We start from the raw sequence: 15521 nt of genomic DNA on the forward strand, positions 1-15521 counted from the left end.
ATCGGCTATTCATCATCCTGATGTGCAGCCAGCACCGGTAAATACCAGCGCTGTGCCGCCTCAGTTATCTGCTGTAGTTGTGGCTCATCCAGCACCCGGCAAAGACGTTGCAGATAGGGATCGCTGCCTTCACCCTCAACCTGATAGCTGCCTGACCAGGCCGTCAGCAGGCGATTACGCGCCTTAAGCTGGGTTGCCTCATCGGTCAGTAACTGCTGACTTTTTTTATCGTAGCTGGCGGTCAGCCACGCGCCGCCACTTTTGTTAAGCAGCATCAGCGGCTGACGCATACCCGCGAGATATCCCGTGACATACTCATTCAGCGCTGTAATCGCCTCTGCCTGCGGCACGGCAAGGAAGCACCAGCGGCTCTGCTGCCGGCCAAACATCCGGCTGCTGCCGGTGCCGCCCAGCGCGCAGTAGACCAGATGTTCCAGCCAGAGTAGCAGTCCGTCGTTCATGTTGAGTATGCCAGGCCGCCAGCGCAGCAATCCATCACTCTGAACCTGCGTCAGCCACCCGGTTAAGCTGACCTGCTCCAGTTGCAGATTCACTTCCCAGCTCTCGCCGTCGCTGCGCTGGGTGACCACTTCTGCCGCCACTTCCTGCATTTCATCGCGCTGCGCCTGCCAGAACAGCTCACCGAACGCGCCATAAGGCAGATTACCGGCCGCACGATGGTGCGCATAAAGCCGCTGAGTATCCTCGCCTTCGACCAGCGCATTCAGCAACTGCGCGTTGATCTGATAACGCTCAAGGTTGTCGAGCGCAAACGGCTCGCTGTCGGGCAGTTCGTTCTCCTCCAGCCAGAAACTCACGCCAAGCCGCTGGTGGAACCAGGCCCGGACCGGATGTCGCCAGAAGCGCAGGAACGCCTCCAGCGTCAGCGCGTCAATTAACGGCGCCTCCAGCGGCTGCACAAAATCGGGCTGCGGCTGCCCCGCGCCTCGCGCAGCAGGCAGCCACTCACGGGCGAAACTTTGCAGTCTGGCAGCAGGCTGGAAATTCTCGGCGGCAAACGGCATCCGGCTGTGCAGGTGCTGCAGGTGCATCCGCACCCGTTCGGCACTCTCATCCAGCTCAAGATGGCCATCACCGTCCAGATAAAAACTCTGTCCAATGTAATCCAGCAGTTCTGTGACCAGCACCGAGGGGTAGCGTTCCGTATTATCCTGAATCGCCCGGCCGATATAACTGATATAGAGCTGCTGCTGCGCCGAAATCATCGCCTCCAGGAAGAGATAGCGGTCATCATCGCGGCGACTGCGGTCGCCTTTGCGGGACTGCTGCTGCATCAGATCAAAACCTAACGGTGCTAAAGTACGGGGATAGACGCCGTCGTTCATGCCCAGCAAACAGACCAGCTGAAAAGGAATGGAGCGCATTGGCATCAGGGTACAGAAGTTAATCTGCCCCGCCAGGAAACGCTGACTGATGCGCTGTTGATCAAGCCGGCTACGCAGATCATCGCGCAACAGCGCCACCGGAATCGCCTCTTCAAACCGCGCATCCATGCCATATTCAATCAATTGCTGCCACTGCTCTTCCACCAACAGTAAGGCGGCCTCGGTTTCTGCATCGGGGCTGAAAAAGGCATTGAGCAGTTCCCGGCACATGGGCAGCCAGGCCGCCAGTGGCCGGGGTTCGGCAAGCAGCTGCCGCCAGTGATTAAGCCGGGAGAGCAGCTCAGCCAGATGTCCCGCCAGCTCCCCCACCAGACCACCCGACTCGTCATAAGGCAGAATTCCTTCCCAGTCACCGTTGTGGCTCTCCATTGCATAACCCAGCAGCATACGCTGCAGGCCAAAGCGCCAGGTGTGCTGGCCGGTAACCGGAAGTGACAGGGCTTCTACGCTGGCATCATCCAGCCCCCAGCGTACCCCCGATTCGCTGACCCAGCGCCGCAGTAAACGCAGGCCGCTTTCATCAATGGCGAAGTGGGAAGCGAGCGCCGGGACATCGAGCAGCGCCAGCACATCCTCCGAGACAAAACGGCTGTCCGGCAGTGCCAGCAGATGCAAAAACGCCACAATGGCCGGATGAGCCTGACTGGCACGGCGATCTGAAATCGCAAACGGCAGATAGCGATCGGCAGGTGCATTGGCGAACACCGCCTGAATAAAAGGGGCGTAGGCGTCGATATCCGCCACCATGACGATGATGTCACGCGCTTTCAGCGTCGGATCGGCCTCCATCATCGCCAGCAGATGATCCTGCAACACTTCAACTTCGCGCTGGGCACTGTGGCAGACCTGCACCGCGATTGATCGATCCTCCGGATCCAGGCAGCGCTTCTGATCGCTGTGTGCCAGTTCCGCCGCATTCAGTCCGATGATGGCGTTATCCTGCAGATTAAGAAGATCGTGCTGCATACAGTGCAGCAGGTTGTCCGGCTCCACATCGACAAAAGCATCGATGTCGTCGTTTGACTCCATCTGACTGAGCAGAAACAGGTTGTCACGCCCCAGCTTGCCCCAGGAGGCGAGCAAAGGGTTGGTCAGTTGCTGTTCACCAGCGTCGTTAAACAGCGCCGGTGCCTGCTCTGCATCCCGGAAGAGTCCGCGTGATTCATCAGCACCATGGCGTCGGCGCTGACGACTTTGCAGTTTCGCCAGAAACGCATAATCCTGAATATCGCCCCAGTAATCGCGGCAGGGATTGGTGAACAGCAGATGGATGTCGATGTGACGTCCCAGCGCCTGCAACGCCTGCAGATAGACCGGCGGCAGCGCAGAGATGCCACAGATAAAGACCCGTTTGGGCAGATTTTCCGGCGTGCTTTTCGCCTGATCCAGCGTCTGGATAAATCGCGCATAGAGGTTGGCGCGGTGCCATTCAGGCTGGCGCAGGGCCTGGGTATAACTCACCAGATCGCGCCACAGTGCGGCCTGCCAGCGCTGCGCCTCGCCCAGCCCCTCAATGGTTTCGCCGCGCTCCCAGCTGTTGAGCCAGTCGGCACGATAGACCAGATACTGGTCGAACAGATCGGCCACGCGGGAGCTGAGCTGAAACAGTTTACGCTTGTCGCCGTCGTCATGGAGATAGTGGCGCAGAGAGGTAAACTCTTCATGCTTCAGCATCTCCGGCAGCCGGTGCATCAGCTTCCAGCCCATGCTGGCCTTACTGAAAGCACTCTCTACCGGGATATCGGGCAGTACGCGGACGAACATCTCCCAGATAAAACTGGCGGGCAGCGGAAATTCGATATTAGCAGCAATACCAAAGGTTTGCGCCAGCTCCATCTGCAGCCACTGCGCCATACCCGGACTCTGCACCAGCACCATTTCTGAGGCGAAAGGATCATCAAGAGGGTCATGTTTAATCACCGCAGCCGCCAGAATCTTCAGCACATCAAGCTGATTTGAGTGATAAACGTGAAACATGAAAACTCCTGTGATAACTCAGAACGTGACTGCGGTATTGCGGCTCTGTCACTTTACCGCGTATCGCGGTTGAAACCCATCAAAAGGGCGACCGGGGAGAGTTAACATCGCAGCCGCGTCAGGGTGGCACGGCGCTGATAAGGTCCCGTCACGTCAGCCCGATCCAGTGTGCAACCTGAAGGGCTGCTCTGCTGTTGCAGTATTGAGGTCCAGCCGGGACTCTCATGTCCCATCAGTTGCTGCTCAGCCACCCGCCATGCCTCACGCTGATACCACTGCTGGCTGAATCCCAGTGCCAGTGCGCGATGATAGTGCAACAGCGTGCTGCTGCTTAATGCCATTAACAGCAGAGCAAACAACACTTCCGGCAGGCTGAATCCACCGCGCTTACTGGCAGGTGGCCGGGGGCGTGAGCGGGCAGTAGTCAATCCAGCCGTGCGGCAACGCGGTAATCTGATTGCCCCGTAACCGCACCCACTGCCAGACTGCCATGCCACTGCCGCTGGCCTCCCCTTTAAGCAGACCTTCATCCTTTTCACCTCGTTGTAAACAGCTGCGCCAGCCCTGGCGATCATCCTGCTGACAGCTGGCCGCCTCACTGGCTGACCAGCTCAGGGAGAAGCCCCATTGCAGCGCAGACTGCGCCCGCCAGAAACCCTGAATAAACTGCTGCTCATCCGCCAGCAGTCGCATTCCCTGCTCAGACATCTTACGGCTGGCATGCAGCGTAAAGCTGCCGATGACCATAATCATCAACACCATGCCCAGAGCGCTGCTGCCTCGCTGCTTCACAGGTTATCTGCCTCAACCCAGCTCTCCATCGTTTCAAGCCAGCGTCCGGCCCGTGCCTGCAGCACTATCCTGACCTGCGTGCCCTGCTGGCTGACGCTGAACTGCTCCAGCGTCATAAACACGGGATCGGAGAGCCGCTCCCAGCCCGCTGACTGACACTGATCAACACCTCGCTGCATCTCAAGCTGCTGTTGTCGCAGGCGATAACCGTAATAGTCACTCTCTGCATGGCTCACCCCTTCCCATTTACCGTTGCTGTTCTCATCCCAGCGCAGCAGCAGGCAGTTCTCTCTGATTTGCAGCGCCCCACTGCCACACTCACCGTGACAATAACCGGCACGCCGCACCGCTTTTTCCAGCGTCGCCATCATCTGCTGTAACTCCTGACGCAGCTGCGCCCGTTGCATCACGCCGGCGTTCTCTGCCAGCAGCAGCGGCAGAAAACGGCCAGCACTTAACATCACGACGGCGCTGATTGCCAGGGCGATCAGCATCTCCAGCAGGCTGAATCCGGCCATTTTCAACGACACGTCTCCTCATCCGTCATGCAGAGGCGAATACGGGCTCTGGCCGAGATAATCAGCCGCATTCGTCCGGCGCTGTTACCCAGCTCAATGCTGCCCGCCCGGGCCACATTACGTCGGCCATAGAAGCCCGGTTCACCCCGGATGCCATAGAGCGAAACGCCAGCGTGCGGCGCCACGAATTGCAGCCGTTTTCGGCTATCACACCCTGCAACGGGGGGACTTCCGGCACCGATGCACCAGGGATCGCCAGGCCGTGACCATAAAACCAGATCGCTATTTTGCCGGTTGGCCTGGGCACGCAGCCGAAGCAGGAATCCCTGCAGTTGCTGGACGCTGTCGCGCAGTTGCAGCCGCTGTTGCCAGCGCTGCCAGCCATGCAGCGCGGCAAGACTCAGCATGCCGGCAATCACCATCACCAGCAGCAGTTCCGGCAGGGTAAAACCGCGTAAGTGTGCTGTTTTCATAGCGTCAGAATGCGGGTGATGAACAGATGAAACAAGGCGCGGTTTGGCAGGCTGGAAAGCACGTCGCAGAGAATCTTCCCCAACAGCATGAATTGGCAGAAGCGTGCGAGCGTTGCCGTAGATTTACCGGTTGGCGGGCAAAAAAAAGCCCCGGCGATGAAGCCAGGGCGTTATCTTTTATCGCGAATCAGATGGCGACAGGGGCTTTGATCGCGGGATGCGGATCGTAGCCTTCAATCTCAAAATCTTCGAACTGATAGTCAAACAGCGACGATGGTTTGCGTTTGATAACAAGTGATGGCAGCGGACGCGGTTCACGGGTCAGCTGCAGGCGCGCCTGCTCCAGATGGTTACTGTAGAGGTGGGTATCACCGCCGGTCCAGACAAAGTCGCCCACCTGCAGATCGCACTGCTGCGCCACCATATGTACCAGCAACGCATAGCTGGCGATGTTAAACGGCAGGCCCAGGAAGATGTCGCATGAGCGCTGATAGAGCTGGCAGGAGAGTTTGCCGTCCGCCACGTAGAACTGGAAGAACGCGTGGCAAGGAGCCAGCGCCATCTCGTTCAGCTCGCCGACGTTCCAGGCAGAAACGATAATCCGGCGTGAGTCGGGATCGCGCTTCAGCTGCTCCATCACCTGGCTTAGCTGGTCAATCTCCTGGCCGCTGGCCGTTCCCCAGCTGCGCCACTGTTTGCCATACACCGGGCCGAGATCGCCATTCTCATCCGCCCACTCATCCCAGATGGAGACGTTGTTTTCTTTGAGATAACCGATGTTGGTATCGCCTTTCAGAAACCACAGCAGCTCATGAATAATCGAGCGGATATGACATTTCTTGGTGGTGACCAGCGGAAAACCATCCTGCAGATTGAAACGCATCTGGTGACCAAAAATTGAAAGCGTACCGGTGCCGGTACGGTCAGCTTTTGGCGTGCCTTCGTGCAGCACATGCTGCATTAAATCCAGATACTGTTTCATTTTTCCTCGCGAAATTGTGGCTGCGGGCGACGACGATACGCCCAGATCATCATAATAATACCGGCAATAATCATTGGCACAGAGAGAATCTGTCCCATACTGATTCCGCCTTCAAACAGGCCAAGCTGGGCATCCGGCTGGCGGAAGAACTCAACGATAATACGGAAGGCGCCATAGCCAATCAGGAACAGGCCAGAGACGCTGCCCATCGGGCGTGGCTTACGAATAAACAGATTCAGGATGATAAACAGCACTATCCCTTCCAGCACCAGTTCATAGAGCTGCGAAGCATGACGCGGCAGCACGCCGTAGGTGTTGAGCAGCGCCTGGTATTGCGGATTGGTGGCGGCCAGCGCGACATCTTCGCTGCGGGAGCCAGGGAACAGCATGGCATAGCGGAAGCCCGGATCGACACGGCCCCAGAGCTCACCGTTAATGAAGTTGCCGAGACGACCGGCACCCAGACCGAACGGGATCAGCGGCGCGATGAAATCAGCCACCTGGAAGAAATTACGTCGGGTGCGGCGGGCAAAGACCAGCATGACGACAATCACCCCGATGAGGCCACCGTGGAACGACATGCCGCCATCCCAGACTTTGAACAGATAGAGTGGATTTTCCAGGAACAGCGGTAAGTTGTAGAACAGCACATAGCCGATGCGTCCACCCAGGAAGACCCCCAGGAAACCGGCATAAAGCAGGTTCTCCACTTCCTCTTTTTTCCAGCCGCTGCCCGGCTGATTGGCGCGGCGGACAGCCAGCCACATGGCGAAAACAAAGCCCACCAGATACATCAGACCGTACCAGTGAAGCGAAACCGGTCCAATCGAGAAGATCACCGGATCGAACTGCGGAAATGCAATATAGCCGTTATTCATCATTCACCGTCTATTTTTCAACCCTGAAAAGGGGGTGTTGTCAGGCACATAAATTAAGGCTGCGCATCATAGCACAGCCGGTTTTGTGAATTGTCCCGCAAATGTAAACGCGGATAACGCCCAGAGTCTGACTCGTCAGGCATACATTGTTGCAGCCAGACTGGTCACGGACAGCGCGCAACAACCGGAGCGTACACGTAGTACGTGAGGATTACTCGCTGTGCTCGCCCCTTCAGGGCCGCCCTGACGGGCGTTCAGGTTGCTAAAGCAGCCTGTGTGAGCACTGCCCGGGGCCAGAATGGCAAATAAAATAGCCTGAAGTAGCGCTTAGCGACCGCCGCGGATTAATCCACCCAGCCCGCGACGCTCCATAAAGGTCGAGACCAGATGACGAACCTCAGTGGCGGTATGAGCATTCATCCCCTGCTCGCTGAGCTGCTGTGCTTCTTCGTGATCCAGATGGCGCAGCAGGTATTTCACCCGTGGTACGTTTTTGCCGTTCATGCTGAGATGGTGATACCCCAGCCCGACCAGCAGCGCCACGCACATTGGATCGCCGGCCATTTCACCACACAGGCACAATTCCAGATTGGCCAGACGGGCTTCCTGCGCAATCGTATTCAGTGCACGCAGCATCGCCGGATGCAGCGAGTCGTAGAGATTGGCCACGCGGGTGTTGTTGCGATCCACCGCCAGCAGATACTGGGTCAGATCGTTGGTGCCAACCGAGACAAAATCGACCCTTGACGCCAGATGCGGGATCATAAACAGCATCGACGGCACTTCAATCATGATGCCGATGCGCGGCGCGGGGATCGTATAGCCCAGCATCTCTTCGACTTCGCGTCCTGCGCGATCGATCAGCTTTTTCGCTTCGTCGATCTCATCGATATGGCTGATCATCGGCAGCAGAATACTGAGGTTGCCGGATGCGGCGTTGGCACGCAGCATCGCGCGCACCTGCACCAGGAAAATTTCCGGCTGATCAAGCGTCAGGCGGATGCCGCGCCAGCCCAGACAGGGATTCTCTTCACTGATAGGCATGTAGGGTAGCTGTTTATCTGCTCCCACATCCAGGGTACGCAGCGTCACAGGCTTGTTGTGAAACAGCTGTAACATGCCCTGATACTGTGCCACCTGCTCCTCTTCCGACGGGAAGCCGTTCTGCAGCATAAACGGGATTTCGGTGCGGTAGAGACCGATGCCATCCACCCAGTTGCCCAGCGTCTGCTCATGCTCCGGGCTTAAGCCGGCATTCAGCATCACCTGCACGCGCTCGCCACTTTTCAGCTCACCGGGCTGATCGACCACGCCTTCCGCCATTTTGCTAAGCGCATTCTCTTCGCTGATCAAACGCTGGTACTCCTGCACCAGCACCGGCTCGGGATCGATCAACAGCTCACCGCGATACCCATCGACGATAAGCAAACGTTTGTTGAGCTGATGAGGCTGGATGTCAGCGCCCATGACCGTCGGGATCCCCATCGCGCGGGTCAGAATCGCCGCATGGGAGTTGGCTGCGCCGTCACGCACCACCACGCCCGCCAGCCGCTCATGCGGCAGCTCAGCTAAGGTGGTGGCGGTCAGTTCATCGGCCACCAGCACAAAGCGTTCCGGCCAGGCATTGGTGCCGACCAGCGTATCGTCAAGGTGAAACAGCAGGCGCTGACCCAGCACCCGCAGATCGCCTGCGCGTTCACGCAGGTAGGTGTCCGTCAGGCTGGCAAACTGTTCAGCAAACTTCTCGATGACCTGTTTCACTGCCCATTCGGCGACCGATCCGCGTTCGATCTCATCGAACAGATCTTTTTTCAGTCGGGCATCGGTTAACAGGTGAGAGTAAAGGTCGAAAATGGCCGCACTCTCTTTCTGAGCGCTGGCGCTGAAGCGTTTACTGAAGCGACGAAATTCACTGGTGGCTTCGCTCATGGCGAGCGACAGACGCTCACGTTCGCGATGAACATCCAGCGTTGAGGCAGCCGAAACCTGATCGAGCAGTGGCTGCGTCTCATCCACCCAGCCCGGTGCCACCGCCACGCCAGGCGCAGCTGCAATTGCGCGCACCCGCGTCTGCCGGAACTGACCAAACAGCTGAGCCATCTGCGACTGCGACAGCAATGCCGCCATCTGGGTGGCAAGGGTGACCAGAAACGACTCTTCGCTTTCATCAAACTGACGGTGCTCGCGCTGCTGTACCACCAGCACGCCCAGTAACTGGCGACGGCTGATAATCGGCACGCCGAGGAAGGAGCGGTAGCGCTCCTCTTTCACTGCGGGGATATATTTGAAGCTGGGATGACTCTGGGCGTCAGCAAGGTTAATCGGTTCGGCCAGACGGCCTACTAAACCGACGATCCCCTCGTCAAACGCCAGGGTCACGGTGCGGCCACGCGGTTTTTTAAGTCCGCGCGTCGCCATCAGGTAGTAGCAGTGACGATCGTGGTCGGCGAGGTAAACGGAACAGACTTCCGTATCCATCGCCAGACAGATCTCATTAACCAGGATGTCGAGTGCTTCATTGAGACGCGGCGCACTCGCCACTTTTTCTACAATTTCGCGCAACTGAGTGAGCATAAAGGGCGTGGCCTATCCTCTCTTACGTCGATGGGCAGGATTATTTCGCTGCCCCGCACTCTCCTGCATAGACATCACCACGCCAGCGAATTCCTTCATCACCCGACGATAAACGTCGCGCTTAAAGGAGACAACCTGACGCACCGGATACCAGAAACTGACCCAGCGCCAGCCATCGAACTCGGGCGTGCTGCTGTGCTGCACATTGATATCCGCGTCATTACACATTAACTGCAGAAGAAACCACTTTTGTTTCTGGCCGATACATACCGGCTTTGTGTCCCAACGCACCAAACGTTTTGGCAACTTGTAACGTAACCAGTTACGGGTAGAAGCAAGTATTCGAACATCTTTCCGGTGTAATCCGACCTCTTCGAACAGTTCGCGATACATCGCCTGTTCTGCGGTTTCACCGGGATTGATGCCTCCCTGAGGAAATTGCCAGGAGTGCTGTCCAAAGCGCCTGGCCCATAACACTTGTCCCTGCCGGTTACAGATTACGATACCAACATTCGGGCGGTAGCCATCATCATCGATCACCGGACTACCTCAAAGCAAAATTTGAATGAGCTGATTGTTTCACACTCCTTACAGGCGGTAAACCACTGGATTCATGGGGGGTTAAGCCATCATCGTCGGGATAACTCACAGAAAATGGCAAAGTTATAAACAATGACCTATAAAAAGATCGATCTTATTCACCTTTTCTGTGGATAGCTTTGTGCAGAACGCGGGAGTTATCTGAATAACCTTTTCCGTGCACGCTGAAGAGCCAAAAAGAACCAGCAACACATCCGTTTGATTTTTAATGATATTAAATCAAAAACCTTACCAGTAAATCTTTTATAAACAGTGAATATTTTCATGGTAACTGACAATTGCTTAAAATATAAGCACACTGCTTTTTATCCACAGATAATCGCTCAGGGTTAGGCCAGAGCGGCGAAATTATGGCCAGATCGTGAAAAGTCAAGGCTGTAAATGGAACCAGTACCGCACTCAGACGGTGGTTATCCCATTTTTCTGTGGATAACCGGGCTGGAGATCCTGTTCATTGTTGCGGGTAAGCTGGGATAACCCTGAAGCACCTGGGGCGGCGAGCGTGCAATCCGCTAAAAAAAGCACGATCTATCATGTTATTATCGATCCCTGACGCGGATTATTTATGTGAGAAACGTGACTCACCTGCTGTTGTACAAATTTTAATCATTGCGAGTGTTCACCATGAGTTACCAGCCAGGACCACCTGAAGATGAAGCCAGCCTGCTGGCACGCGCGCAGGATTTAGCCGGTTTAACCCTGGAAACCCTGGCCGCGCGCGCCGGTCTGCTCATGCCTGCGGATCTCAAACGCGACAAGGGCTGGGTCGGCATGCTGCTGGAGTGGCATCTTGGTGCCAGCGCAGGCAGCAAAGCGGAGCAGGACTTTGCCCATCTGGGTATCGAACTGAAAACTATCCCGATTGATGCGCAGGGTAAACCGCTGGAAACCACCTTTGTCTGTGTGGCACCTCTGACCGGCAACAGCGGCGTGACCTGGCTCACCAGCCATGTGCGCCACAAGCTGGCGCGGGTATTGTGGATCCCGGTTGAAGGCGGGCGTGAGATTCCGCTGCGGGAACGCCGTGTCGGCGCGCCGCTGTTATGGAGCCCCGATGCGGAAGAAGATGAGATGCTGCGACAGGACTGGGAAGAGCTGATGGATATGATTGTGCTGGGTCGCGTAGAGCAGATTACCGCGCGACATGGTGCCTGGCTGCAAATCCGGCCCAAAGCCGCCAATAGCAAAGCGCTGACAGAAGGAATCGGCGATCAGGGCCAGCCAATCATGACGCTGCCGCGAGGTTTCTACCTGAAGAAAAGCTTCACCGGGCCCCTGCTGGCGCGTCATTTTCTCCTCTGAATATCGCCACCCGCGTTGATGTGTCGCAATTTTGTGGGAGATCGGCGAAATGAATGCGTATAATCGCCGTTTACTTTTCGTTTAGGATTAAATGTCGGTATGTTTGAGTGGATTTCCGATCCCAACGCCTGGCTGGCGCTGGGCACACTGACCATCCTTGAGGTGGTGCTGGGTATTGATAACATCATTTTCCTGTCGCTGGTGGTCGCTAAACTGCCAAAACACCAGCAAGCCAGCGCACGTCGCATTGGTCTGATGGGCGCGATGCTGATGCGTCTTGGCCTGCTGGCTTCTATCGCGTGGGTAGCCCGTCTGACTAACCCGCTCTTTACGCTGATGGATCATGCGTTCTCGGCGCGCGATCTGATTCTGCTGTTTGGCGGACTGTTCCTGCTGTGGAAATCGAGCATGGAGATCCATGAAACGATCGAAGGCAGCGAAGGCGAACACAACACCCGCGTCCATTCCTTCCTGGGTGCGATTGTGCAGATCATGATGCTCGACATTATTTTCAGCCTCGACTCGGTGATCACGGCCATCGGCCTCTCCGATCATCTGTTCATTATGATGGCGGCGGTGGTTATTGCCGTGCTGATGATGATGTTCGCTGCGCGCGCTATCGGTGAGTTTGTTGACCGCCATCCGTCAGTGAAAATGCTGGCTCTCTCTTTCCTGATTCTGGTCGGTTTCACCCTGATCCTGGAGAGTTTTGCGGTCCACGTACCAAAAGGTTACATTTATTTCGCTATGTTCTTCTCAATGGCGGTTGAGTGTCTTAACCTGATGCGCAGTAAGAAAAAGCACGCCTGATAAAGTCAAGGGCGAGCCTGCTCGCCCGGTTATTTTCAGATTCATACGATTAACCCTGCCGGCAAAACCATTTATTACTACACTGTTTGCACTTGACCATTTGTGAGGATTAGGCGTGATGAAAGGGTTGGCAGGAGTAGCACTGGTGATGGTAACCGCCGCATTCTTAAGTGGATGCAGTTCTGATTATGTCATGGCGACCAAAGATGGCCGGATGATCATGACCGAAGGCAAGCCGAGCATTGATAAAGAGACCGGCCTGGTGGAGTACACTGACCAGACGGGTCATATGGTGCAGATTAACAGCGATGAGGTTTCTACGATCATTGAACGTTAAGTGCCCGATTTAATCACCTGCCACCGATTCCCGGCTGGCAGGTGATTTCCCCGACTTTTCCCCCTTCCTTCCCCGCCATTGCTCGCGCTATAGTCCCTGAGGACACAACATTCCATTCCATAAAGAAAAGGAAGCTGGCAATGCACTATCATCGTATTCCCCACAGCACGCTGGAAGTGAGTCAGCTGGGGTTGGGCACCATGACGTTTGGCGAGCAGAACAGCGAAGCCGACGCCCATGCTCAACTGGATTTAGCTATCCGTTCCGGCATCAACTTTATTGATACTGCCGAGATGTATCCGGTGCCCCCGCGTCCGGAAACCCAGGGTCTGACCGAACAATATATTGGCAGCTGGCTTAAACAGCGCGGCAGCCGCGACAAAATCATTCTGGCCAGTAAAGTGGCCGGGCCTTCACGTGGCAATGATGCGTCGATTCGCCCGGATATGGCGCTGGACCGTAAAAATATCCGCGCAGCACTCGATGCCAGCCTGAAACGCCTGAATACTGACTACCTTGACCTCTACCAGCTGCACTGGCCACAGCGTCAGACCAACTATTTTGGCAAGCTCGGCTATCAGTACAGCGAAACCACCGCTCAGGTGACGCTGCTGGAGACGCTGGAAGCGCTGACCGAACAGGTGCGCGCCGGTAAGATCCGCTATATCGGGGTGTCGAACGAAACCGCGTGGGGCGTGATGCGCTATCTGCAGCTGGCGGAGAAGCATGAGCTGCCGCGCATTATCAGCATTCAGAATCCCTACAGCCTGCTGAACCGCAGCTTTGAAGTGGGTCTGGCCGAAATCAGCCAGCATGAAGGCGTAGAGCTGCTGGCGTATTCCAGCCTGGCGTTTGGAACGCTGAGCGGCAAATACCTGAATGGCGCGCAGCCTGCGGGCGCACGCAACACGTTGTTCAGCCGCTTTACCCGCTACAGCGGCGAGCAGTCACAAAAGGCGATTGCCGAATATGTGGCACTGGCTCAGCAGCATCAGATTGACCCGTCGCAGATGGCCCTGGCCTATGTGCGTCAGCAGCCGTTTGTGGCCAGCACGCTGCTGGGCGCCACTACGCCTGAACAGTTGCAGATCAATATCGACAGCTTCAATCTGACCTTAAATGCAGAGATCCTGGAAGGCATTGAGGCGATCCACCGACGTTATACCTATCCGGCTCCCTGAGCGCTCTGTTGCCAGCTGCCGCGATGGCGGCTGGCATCTCTTACAGGTCGCGATAATAGAGTTTTACCGGCTTAGCGGGATACTCCAGCGCCTGGCCCTGTGGCAGCCAGCCATAACGTTCGTAGTAGCCCCCAAACGTTGACCATAACCATAACCGTGGATAGCCTTGTGCCTGCGCATAGGCGATGACATGCTGCTGCAGCGCCTCACTGACACCTTTGCCGCGCACCGACTCATCAACATAGAGCGCCGCCAGCCAGGGGAAAAGATCCTGACGGCTGATCAGGTCGCAGCGCCAGAATCCCACCGTGCCGACTGCCCTGCCCGCCTCCACGGCGACAAAAGTTACCGGAAAATCAGCACCGATAAGGCTGCTGTTCACCACACTGGCAAAGAACGCCCGGCTGGTGGCTTCACCAAATGCGCGCCACTGCCAGTCGATGATCTGATCGGCAAATTGGGGGGCATCGCTGAGCGATACAATCTCAATCACATCAGTTTCCCCTGAAAGATCGGGACTGAATCAAACAGGTAGCCATCAAAGTCAGGCGCATCGGCGTCGGAAAGCTCCAGCAGCGTATTCTTGACGTTCTCAAGGTGCTGCCAGGTAGATTGCCAGGCCCCCATCACATCACGCCGACGCAGAGCAGCCAGGATAGTCTGGTGATCGCCGAGCCACTTCAGGCGATAGGCGCGGGTTTCAAACTGCGGGCGCAGCTGCTGCCAGAGCGGGCTACTGTCATGATGTCGCCAGATGCTGGTGACGGTATCGAGCAGCATCTGATTCTGACTGGCACCCGCCAGCAGCAGATGAAACAACTTGTCGTTGTCCTGATTGCTGTCGTTGGCGGCGATAGCACGCTGCTCCTGTTCCAGCGTTCGGCGCAGATTTTCAATGTCCGCTTTGGTCGCCATTTTTGCGGCAAAGGCTGCAATATTGCTCTCCAGCAACTGACGTGCCTGTAGCATTTCAAACGGGCCAACGTCGCTGCGGAAGAAGGCCTCTTCTTCATCATCACTGGCGGAAGGAATACGCATCACATAGACGCCGGAGCTCTGGCGGATATCCACCGTACCTTCCAGCTCCAGCATCAATAATGCCTCGCGCACGATGGTCCGGCTGACGCCCCAGGTTTCAGCCAGCTGACGTTCAGGCGGCAGGCGCGATCCCACCGGATAGTGCCCGTCACAGATCTGCTGACGCAGGTGCTGACCAATTTCCTGATACTGCTTTTTTTCTTGCGGCGCTTCGGCTTTGTCCACACTGTCACCCTTTGCAATCAATGCGCTAACGGCATTGCCGCGGTTCCCTGCGCGACAATGCCCGCGAACCGGAGAGGCTGGCTCGCAAACTGGGGCTCAGTGTATCAAAGCCAGCGCCTGATCGAGTACCTTTGCACCATTCAGCGTGCCGTAAGCAACCGTATCGATCACCGCGATGGGCAACTGATAGCTGTCGGTGAGTTTTCTGTTCTCCTCCAGTTTGAAGCGCACCTGTGGCCCGAGCAGCACGACCACCACCTCGTTGCCGTAGTTTTGCAGCTCTTCACGCAGGTTTTGCTCCGGAATGGCGTAGATCTGAAATGCCAGTCCGCGAGCGGCAGCCTCCTTTTCCATCCGCGTCACCACCATTGAGGTCGACATGCCCGCAGCACAGGCCAGAACAATTCGTTTCATGCTCGTTTCCTCGC

At 56.5% G+C, this 15521-nt stretch carries 16 protein-coding genes; 4 read left to right on the forward strand and 12 right to left on the reverse strand.

The window, feature by feature from the left end; translation table 11 throughout:
* Positions 1-5: 5 nt before the first annotated feature.
* The 9 genes from recC to rppH form a co-directional block, all read right to left on the reverse strand.
* A complete protein-coding gene (gene recC / locus GVJ63_RS12475) occupies positions 6-3383 on the reverse strand; it encodes an exodeoxyribonuclease V subunit gamma (RefSeq protein WP_159226955.1) in 3378 nt (1125 codons plus the stop codon).
* Between the two features lie 101 nt (positions 3384-3484).
* Positions 3485-3811: a prepilin-type N-terminal cleavage/methylation domain-containing protein gene (locus GVJ63_RS12480; protein ID WP_235038355.1), complete on the reverse strand. Its 327-nt coding sequence runs from the start codon at positions 3809-3811 to the stop codon at positions 3485-3487.
* The gene (locus GVJ63_RS12485; RefSeq protein ID WP_033769930.1) at positions 3771-4175 is read right to left on the reverse strand and encodes a DUF2509 family protein; all 405 of its coding nucleotides are present in this window, start codon (positions 4173-4175) and stop codon (positions 3771-3773) included. Before GVJ63_RS12485 ends, GVJ63_RS12480 begins: the two co-directional genes overlap by 41 nt.
* Entirely contained in the window at positions 4172-4699 is a 528-nt protein-coding gene (locus GVJ63_RS12490) for a prepilin peptidase-dependent protein (RefSeq protein WP_022623818.1), read from the reverse strand. Before GVJ63_RS12490 ends, GVJ63_RS12485 begins: the two co-directional genes overlap by 4 nt.
* Positions 4696-5166 carry a prepilin-type N-terminal cleavage/methylation domain-containing protein gene (locus tag GVJ63_RS12495; protein ID WP_033785646.1) on the reverse strand — a complete coding sequence of 157 codons (471 nt, stop codon included), beginning with the start codon at positions 5164-5166 and terminating at the stop codon, positions 4696-4698. The genes GVJ63_RS12490 and GVJ63_RS12495 overlap by 4 nt, the downstream gene beginning before the upstream one ends.
* A gap of 187 nt (positions 5167-5353) precedes the next feature.
* Positions 5354-6148, reverse strand: a complete 795-nt coding sequence (gene thyA / locus GVJ63_RS12500; protein WP_159226956.1) for a thymidylate synthase — start codon at positions 6146-6148, stop codon at positions 5354-5356.
* Complete coding sequence (gene lgt / locus GVJ63_RS12505; RefSeq protein WP_010248645.1) at positions 6145-7026, reverse strand: prolipoprotein diacylglyceryl transferase; 882 nt, start codon at positions 7024-7026, stop codon at positions 6145-6147. Before lgt ends, thyA begins: the two co-directional genes overlap by 4 nt.
* 327 nt (positions 7027-7353) lie before the next feature.
* On the reverse strand, positions 7354-9600 hold the full coding sequence (gene ptsP, locus GVJ63_RS12510; protein WP_010248647.1) for a phosphoenolpyruvate--protein phosphotransferase: 2247 nt from the start codon (positions 9598-9600) through the stop codon (positions 7354-7356).
* Between the two features lie 12 nt (positions 9601-9612).
* Positions 9613-10140, reverse strand: a complete 528-nt coding sequence (gene rppH / locus GVJ63_RS12515; RefSeq protein WP_009087042.1) for an RNA pyrophosphohydrolase — start codon at positions 10138-10140, stop codon at positions 9613-9615.
* A 684-nt stretch (positions 10141-10824) separates the two neighbouring features.
* On the opposite strand from rppH, the gene mutH reads away from it, so the two are divergent.
* The 4 genes from mutH (at position 10825) to GVJ63_RS12535 (ending at position 13830) form a co-directional block, all read left to right on the forward strand.
* Positions 10825-11502, forward strand: a complete 678-nt coding sequence (gene mutH, locus GVJ63_RS12520) for a DNA mismatch repair endonuclease MutH (RefSeq protein WP_159226957.1) — start codon at positions 10825-10827, stop codon at positions 11500-11502.
* A gap of 99 nt (positions 11503-11601) precedes the next feature.
* Positions 11602-12312, forward strand: coding sequence for a TerC family protein (locus GVJ63_RS12525; RefSeq protein ID WP_010248654.1), 711 nt, complete (start codon positions 11602-11604; stop codon positions 12310-12312).
* Positions 12313-12430: 118 nt separating this feature from the next.
* Complete coding sequence (locus tag GVJ63_RS12530; RefSeq protein ID WP_003853956.1) at positions 12431-12649, forward strand: YgdI/YgdR family lipoprotein; 219 nt, start codon at positions 12431-12433, stop codon at positions 12647-12649.
* Positions 12650-12789: 140 nt separating this feature from the next.
* On the forward strand, positions 12790-13830 hold the full coding sequence (locus GVJ63_RS12535) for an NADP(H)-dependent aldo-keto reductase (protein WP_010248659.1): 1041 nt from the start codon (positions 12790-12792) through the stop codon (positions 13828-13830).
* Positions 13831-13870: 40 nt separating this feature from the next.
* Here GVJ63_RS12535 and GVJ63_RS12540 read toward each other — a convergent pair whose 3' ends face one another.
* The 3 genes from GVJ63_RS12540 to GVJ63_RS12550 form a co-directional block, all read right to left on the reverse strand.
* Positions 13871-14323: a GNAT family N-acetyltransferase gene (locus tag GVJ63_RS12540; protein WP_159226958.1), complete on the reverse strand. Its 453-nt coding sequence runs from the start codon at positions 14321-14323 to the stop codon at positions 13871-13873.
* Positions 14320-15093, reverse strand: coding sequence for an FCD domain-containing protein (locus tag GVJ63_RS12545; protein WP_159226959.1), 774 nt, complete (start codon positions 15091-15093; stop codon positions 14320-14322). Before GVJ63_RS12545 ends, GVJ63_RS12540 begins: the two co-directional genes overlap by 4 nt.
* A 96-nt stretch (positions 15094-15189) precedes the next feature.
* Positions 15190-15507 (reverse strand): PTS sugar transporter subunit IIB, encoded by a 318-nt coding sequence (locus GVJ63_RS12550; protein WP_010248665.1) that lies wholly within the window; start codon positions 15505-15507, stop codon positions 15190-15192.
* Positions 15508-15521 lie beyond the last annotated feature (14 nt).

This window comes from Pantoea sp. 18059, from assembly GCF_902706165.1.
Taxonomy (GTDB): domain Bacteria; phylum Pseudomonadota; class Gammaproteobacteria; order Enterobacterales; family Enterobacteriaceae; genus Pantoea; species Pantoea agglomerans.

What these genes read in the sequence shown, in the direction of transcription:
- recC (WP_159226955.1), bottom strand. Translation starts at nt 3,383, where the DNA reads ATGTTTCACGTTTATCACTCAAATCAGCTTGATGTGCTGAAGATTCTG.
- GVJ63_RS12495 (WP_033785646.1), bottom strand. Translation starts at nt 5,166, where the DNA reads ATGAAAACAGCACACTTACGCGGTTTTACCCTGCCGGAACTGCTGCTG.
- thyA (WP_159226956.1), bottom strand. Translation starts at nt 6,148, where the DNA reads ATGAAACAGTATCTGGATTTAATGCAGCATGTGCTGCACGAAGGCACG.
- lgt (WP_010248645.1), bottom strand. Translation starts at nt 7,026, where the DNA reads ATGAATAACGGCTATATTGCATTTCCGCAGTTCGATCCGGTGATCTTC.
- ptsP (WP_010248647.1), bottom strand. Translation starts at nt 9,600, where the DNA reads ATGCTCACTCAGTTGCGCGAAATTGTAGAAAAAGTGGCGAGTGCGCCG.
- mutH (WP_159226957.1), top strand. Translation starts at nt 10,825, where the DNA reads ATGAGTTACCAGCCAGGACCACCTGAAGATGAAGCCAGCCTGCTGGCA.
- GVJ63_RS12525 (WP_010248654.1), top strand. Translation starts at nt 11,602, where the DNA reads ATGTTTGAGTGGATTTCCGATCCCAACGCCTGGCTGGCGCTGGGCACA.
- GVJ63_RS12530 (WP_003853956.1), top strand. Translation starts at nt 12,431, where the DNA reads ATGAAAGGGTTGGCAGGAGTAGCACTGGTGATGGTAACCGCCGCATTC.
- GVJ63_RS12535 (WP_010248659.1), top strand. Translation starts at nt 12,790, where the DNA reads ATGCACTATCATCGTATTCCCCACAGCACGCTGGAAGTGAGTCAGCTG.
- GVJ63_RS12550 (WP_010248665.1), bottom strand. Translation starts at nt 15,507, where the DNA reads ATGAAACGAATTGTTCTGGCCTGTGCTGCGGGCATGTCGACCTCAATG.